This is a genomic window from Robbsia andropogonis (genome assembly GCF_000970345.1).
GTDB lineage: Bacteria > Pseudomonadota > Gammaproteobacteria > Burkholderiales > Burkholderiaceae > Robbsia > Robbsia andropogonis.
The window spans coordinates 39480-45991 of the sequence record NZ_LAQU01000034.1; the positions used below are offsets into that span (position 1 = coordinate 39480).

Annotated in this window: 4 protein-coding genes; 1 reads left to right on the forward strand and 3 read right to left on the reverse strand. The window is 52.8% G+C overall.

Annotated features, from left to right (window positions below):
* The first annotated feature begins 75 nt into the window (after positions 1-75).
* Entirely contained in the window at positions 76-3000 is a 2925-nt protein-coding gene (locus WM40_RS21775; protein ID WP_046153960.1) for a putative bifunctional diguanylate cyclase/phosphodiesterase, read from the forward strand.
* A gap of 46 nt (positions 3001-3046) precedes the next feature.
* Here the strand turns inward: WM40_RS21775 and WM40_RS21780 are convergent, their stop codons facing one another.
* The 3 genes from WM40_RS21780 to WM40_RS21790 all read right to left on the reverse strand — a co-directional run.
* Positions 3047-3967, reverse strand: coding sequence for a restriction endonuclease (locus tag WM40_RS21780; RefSeq protein WP_236693631.1), 921 nt, complete (start codon positions 3965-3967; stop codon positions 3047-3049).
* A gap of 554 nt (positions 3968-4521) precedes the next feature.
* Positions 4522-5490: an ABC transporter substrate-binding protein gene (locus WM40_RS21785; RefSeq protein WP_236693632.1), complete on the reverse strand. Its 969-nt coding sequence runs from the start codon at positions 5488-5490 to the stop codon at positions 4522-4524.
* 397 nt (positions 5491-5887) lie between these two features.
* The coding region (locus tag WM40_RS21790) for an IS30 family transposase (protein ID WP_046153971.1) at positions 5888-6512 on the reverse strand (625 nt) is incomplete at its 5' end.

Below are 6512 nucleotides of genomic sequence, written 5' to 3' on the forward strand. Positions count from 1 at the left end.
CCCTTCCCTTTTCATCGCTGGCAAAAAGAAAATTGTTATGGATTCGAGAATGAATTTGTTTGGAATCTTCAGCAAATGATCCGCTTCAAATGGGCGTTTCGAGACAGGCTGACGGGTTGGGCAGTCCACCGATTCTCAATCTTTGTCGCACCATTCGTGATTGCGTTTGGCAGCATTCTTGTCATTCTCTGCCTACCGCGTCAATTTGATACGTCGGGCCCAATTACGCTAAGTTTTCCCGTGGTGGCCGATGCTGACGCAAGCCTGACACCCACTCAGGCCCTGCAGCGTTTGGACCGTGCGCCACCAGCGCGCCGCTATGGCACCCATCTCGCTGAAACGCCATTCTGGTTCTTGCTGACGATACCCGTCGTGACTGGCAGGGGCGTACCGTTCATCGAGCTGCCGTCGCGTCACGCACAGACGATTTCGTGCTGGCTGACCACACCCGGCTTCCCTCTACTGGGCGCAGGAAATCGATACAACACCAGTGGCGAGATGCGTTCGAGCAAAGCGGGATTCTCGTTAAGATTGATCAACTTGGCGCCAAATGAGCAAATTCTATGCCGTGGCACCTTTTCAGGGCCGGCGTATATCAGTGCGTTGGCGTTGAGTGCTGCCCAGTTGACGGAAACGAACCTCGACTATCAGCAAAGCGCCTCCCTGATCACGGGCGGTTTGCTTACGCTCGCGATATTCGTTTTTGTCACGGCCATTATCAATCGCGAATGGACTTACGTTATCTTTGCCGCATGGCTCATCGGCAATCTGAGATTAAGCGCGAATGCGATTGGTTTTGATACGGAATGGATGGGCCGCGCCATTCCTCCCGATCATATCGCGTTCTTGCGTGAATTCACCTTCGCTGCCTACTATCTACTGACCACAACGCTTTTTGTCGAGCTTTTTCGTCGGGAACTTAAGAGCATTGGAACGCACTGGAGCCTGCAGGCGGTGCGCTATGGCGGCTGTTTGTTGATGCTTGCGGCGTTCACCCTTGATTACCAGCATTTCATTCCGGTTTTATGGGCGAGTGCCAGCTTCTGCGTCGCGGTGTTGACCTACTTCCTCGTGCAGTTGCTCATCAAGGTGCGCTCGCGCACAGTACTTTGGTACGTCGCTTCAATGGTCGTGGTGCTGGTGGCTATTTTATCGGAAGTTTTCGCGGCAGCATTTGGTTGGAAAGCGCTATCCGGTGCGCATAGCCCCGTGGTCACAGCCCTATCATCCAGCATGCTGTGCGCCTTCGCCATTGCCGAACGTATGCGGGGAGACCGAGAACGGCGACGGCAAATGCAGGTCGCATTGCGTAACACCTACGATGTGACCCCGATCGGGCTTTTCACGCTGAGCCGCACGGGCTATTTCGTGCGGGCCAATCCTGCCGCGCATGCGATGCTGGGCTTGCCGCTACAGCAATATGCATCATGCAAATGGGCGGATTATTTTGCACCCGGCGCAGAAGAAGCACTTTCTGACCTTCTTACGCGGCATGATTCGTCTGCAATCGAAATTGATGGTTTGCCCGGCACGAAAACGGGTGCACGGCGCTATTCCCTACGCGCCATTCGCGCAAACGACTTTATCGAAGGGGCGCTCGAGGATGTCACCGAACGCGCAAAAGCCGTCGAAAGGTTGCATTTCCTTGCCGAACATGATTCGCTGACCGGGCTTCTGAATCGCCCAGGCATAGAGCGCGCGATAGAGGAGCAATGTGCGAAAGGCGCCTCCTGGGCACTTGCTTATCTCGACTTAGACCGTTTCAAGGTGTTTAACGACCTGTTTGGCCACAGCACAGGCGACGAAATATTGCGGCTGGTGGGTGCACACCTGGGTGAACGTTTTGGCGCGGACGTGCCAATTGGTCGCATCGGCGGTGATGAGTTTGTCTGCGTGTTAGCCAACATTACCGTTGACGACGCCATCGCGCGTTGCCGCGATATCGTCGTCACCCTGAATTCCATGCCGTTCCAGGTAGCCACTCGAGCCTTTCAGGTGCGAGGGTCGATCGGCGTTGTTGAATGCACCCAAGGCGATCGGGTACTGGATGCGCTAGCCTACGCGGATCGCGCCTGCCGTGCGGCGAAGCGTGGCGGCAATGCACGTGTGGTCGCCTTGCGTAAAGGATCCTCGGCATTCGAGGAACGTGCTGCGGAATTGACCTTGATCGAGGCCCTGGGGCAAACACGATTGCCCGAGAGCCTGTTCCTCGTCATGCAGCCAATCATGTCAATGCGCGCGCCCACACAAGCGTTGGATTTCGAAGTGCTATTGCGTATGCGTGCGCCGGACGGCTCCGTGACCACGGCGACCAGACTCATCGCCGCCGCCGAGGACTCGGGAAATATTGTCGCGATTGATCGCTGGGTGCTGTCGACGACGTTGGCATGGCTCAGTAAGCATCACACCTTGCTGACCAATACCAATTTCGTTTGTGTCAACTTGAGCGCCGGCTCGCTGAACGACGAACAGTTTCTGGATTCTCTGTTCGAGTTGTTCTCCCGGCACGAAGACGTGGTGCATTTTCTCTGTCTCGAAATCACGGAAAGCGTGGCGCTCCATGATCTTGAGCACACTGAACGCTTTATCTCACGCGTGCATGACATCGGTGCGAAGATCGCAATCGATGATTTCGGCGCGGGGCAGACATCATTGCGTTATTTGAAAATGCTCTCGGCCGATGCGCTGAAGATCGACGGTGAATTCGTACGTACGATGTGTAAGCATCCCGCCGACGTCGCAATCGTCGAAGCAATCGTTACCCTTGCACGAAACCTTGGCATGCGCAGCATTGCGGAATGGGTCGAGGATTTCGAGACCTTGCGCGCTTTACAGGAGCTGGGCGTGGATTATGTTCAGGGCTTTGGGATTGCAACACCCCAATTGCCCGACGATGTGCTCGCCGCCACCTCCGCGGCCAGCTTCGTGACGAACGCCGAACTCATGAACTATCTGCTTGCACAGGAAACGTCGGCAAACGGGTCTGGCGCCAGCATATGACGTGTGTCGTATTAACTGGCGAGGGGTACGAGACGAGCTAAATGATTTACCGGATCTCTACTGTCACACCATCGATACGATCCGGTTCCGGCACTTCCAACCGAAACTGCTCGATGATGCGCTGGTTGTAATCGTCAAGATAATCTCGCAATTCACGCCGACTGACCAGACGTACCAACGCGACATCGGCCAGCTCGAGGGCTGATGTCGTGAAATAAGAATTAGTGACAACCATTGCCTCATCGCACCCATAGAAGCTTTTCGCAGAGATTGCTTCCTGAACGGCGGCATTGCCAACGCTTCCGGAATAATGCTTCACCTGAATGACGATTTTCTTACCAGAGCGGCTGACAAAGAGATCGGCCCCTTGATAACCGCTTCGCTTCGTTCCCTCAACGTCATACCCAGCGGTTTGAAAGATGTCAGCCAAGAATCGCTCAAAATCCCACCCTGTCATTGCATCGACTTGATACATCGTGACAAAACGGCTTGGATCGAAGTGCTCCAGCTTGCTGGTCATTCGCTCGACAAGGATGTCCAAATGCAACTGCTCACACATGCGAAGCCATTCCTGGATAAGATGCCATGGCACAAGCGGCGTGCCGACTGTCACGGCGGCTTGCTCTGAAAACGTCACATCATCGAATGCGATATCGTTGTCCCATAAAAAGTACAAAAAGAGACTGAGATCGTCACGGAAGACTTTACCCCCTTCGCCAATCCAAGACGTGAGACTATCCTTCATTGAGGCGAGAATATGTTGGGAGATCTCGCTAGAGAAACCGAGGTATGCGGCGTTGAACCCTGTCGACAAAAGCTGTTTGTCGAAAAGCAGCGGTAACTCTTCTAGTTCAGTAAATCCCTTGCGGATTAGCACGGCACGAAATAGCTCGCGATTTGAATACGTGCCATCCTTTTGTGCACCGGGAATCACGATAGCATCTGGCTCGTTCGCTTGCTCCCTCACTGTGTGAAAGGAATTTGGAAAGTAAGGTCTTTTTAAGTTGCGCGTACTTCTCCAAGACGTCATTCAGCAATTCATTGAGTTGGGTCTGCTCCCGCTTTTTCCCGAATAGATCCTTGAAGAATCCTTTGGTTTGATATTGAAATTCCGGGAAAAAAAAGGGCCAATGGGACTTGGTGTCGCTTTGGTGACGGCTGGTTGACCGGCCCTGCCGGAATAGATGCACATCAAGGACACGACGTCTCGAACGACGTTCTATTGCAGGAACTGCATTGGTAAATCACGAATGCTCTCCAAACAGTCTTCGTTTCTTACGACGGATTCACTGCTATTGAAAGAAATCGTCAGTATTTTGATATGAAAATAAAATGAAAACAATAGATGAAACCCTAGCACCATCGAGATATAACGACATTTCCAACCGGGAATATTCACGACAGTAATTTACGATGATCTGAAATACCCGTCGCGCGCTTTATCCCGCATGATCGATGACAAGCTGATATGACGTCATGTCCTTCAACTTTTGAGGCTGCAAGATACCCCCGTACCTCCACTCACGCCGCGCGGAATGGATCGGACGTGACACGTTGCGCAAATTTCTGTGCATTCAAGCCGTCGGAAAAGACGCCGATGGTTTTCAAATCTTGTGCGTAAGCGGCGATTTGTTCTTGAAATACAGTACCGATTTGCTGATCATGATGTGCGTGCTCTTTCAGCATGGCAGTCAAGTCCTCCACTGGAACCTTCGGCGCGTATCGTGAGAAAACCGCCGCAGCAACGGCGGGATGTTCGCCAACCACCCTCCCGCCTTCCAAGATACTCCGAACCAGCGCGTTTGCGATATAAGGCTCTTTGCGCAGTAGCTGACCGCGAACCCCTATGACGCAGCACGTCCGATGCGCATATGCACCATCCATGTTGGTTGCTATCTGATGCAAGTCATGCTGTTTGCGGAACTCCCAGGCGAGTGGATCGCCACCGCATATCGCCGCAACTTCGCCCCGTTGCAATGCGATGGGCAGAAGGTCGCCGGGAAACGCACGCCATGTCACATCGGAATCTGGATTAAGGCCTGCTTGTTTCAATAGTATCGAAAAAAAAGCCTTGTCTGGACTGGCTAGATCCGAGGTGCCAATTGCTTTGCCTTTTAAATCGGGCAACGATTTCACACCACCCGTCGAATTCGACAGTAGGCGCATGCAGCCCCCATGTAAACCTGCAACCAATTTGACGTCGAATCCTTGATCCAGCGGCTTAAGCCAGCGCAACGCCATGCCGACCGCCCCGTCCGCCTTGCCGGTAGCGATGGCTTCCAGCAATTGATCCGTCGATCCCGAGAAATTGACAAAATCGACAGACAAACCATAGCGGGTAAAGATCTCCTGTTTTATCGCCACTGGAACGGCTGCGGTGCAGATAGCATTTTCATTCCATGCAAGCGTGACCTTTCTCAAGGTTTGGGGGCGCGGCGGCAAAGGACCGAGATCAGGAAATGGCGCTCCATGCATCGCCATGTCGGCCATATCATCCGTGGCAAACGCCCTGCCCGTTGCCAGCACGACAGTGCCCGACATTAACGTTGCAAGCGCTCGACGGCGAGACAATAGCGTGTTATTTGAAAGAGACATGCACTTCCTTGATATGCGTTGATCAATGTGTAGTTTAAAAAAGCATGTGCGGTCGCCACGCTGAGATAGCATGCGGCTCCAGAGCATATGCCTAAATCATTTTAAATCTCACATATCTCAGTCAACAAAGAAGAAAAGCGACTTACTTTATATCTAGTTGGCGCTTAACGATAATCGATTGCTGCGACCAACTTCAGTTTATCCGTATATTTGCTCATCCTTACCCCAAGGAATGTCCAAATTTCGAGGGCCGTTCAAAAACAGCGAACAGCGTCGTGGCGGATTCAACCGGTCACTGCAACGCGGCTTGAAGAACCTGTGCCGGGGTTTTGAACTTCAAGGTTTTTCTGGGTCTCGTGTTCAGCTTTTCCGCAATCTTGTCTAACTCCTTCTGCGAGAAGCCCGAAAAACATGTGGCTTTCGGGAAATACTGACGCAGCAGTCCGTTAGTATTCTCGTTCGTGCCGCGCTGCCAGGGGCTGCTGGGGTCACAGAAGTAGACCGCCATATCAGTGGCAAGCGAGAACGCCTTATGCGCAGACAGTTCCTGACCGCGGTCCCAGGTAAGACTCTTCGATAACGCTCGGGGTAGTTTGTGTATCTGTCCGGCAAGAGCCTCTATCACGGCGAGTGCGCCTTTGTTCTTTACCTTGCATAACAGCGTAAATCGAGAATGTCGCTCAACAATTGTTGCGATCGCGCTGTTCAGCGAACCGACGATCAAATCACCTTCCCAGTGGCCGGGTATCGCGCGATCTTCAATTTCAGCTGGACACTCCCGAATTGAAACCGCTCCTTGAATGTTCCCGCGACTCGGCGTCTGGTGGTTTCTGGCACTCCGGAACATACGCTTCATACGAAGATGCTTTTTTAATTCTTCACGCAATACGCCACGCGTTTGAATAAAAAGGGACTTA

Coding starts and splice junctions, on each gene's coding strand:
- WM40_RS21775 (WP_046153960.1), top strand. CDS start 76: ATGATCCGCTTCAAATGGGCGTTTCGAGACAGGCTGACGGGTTGGGCA.
- WM40_RS21785 (WP_236693632.1), bottom strand. CDS start 5,490: ATGGCCGACATGGCGATGCATGGAGCGCCATTTCCTGATCTCGGTCCT.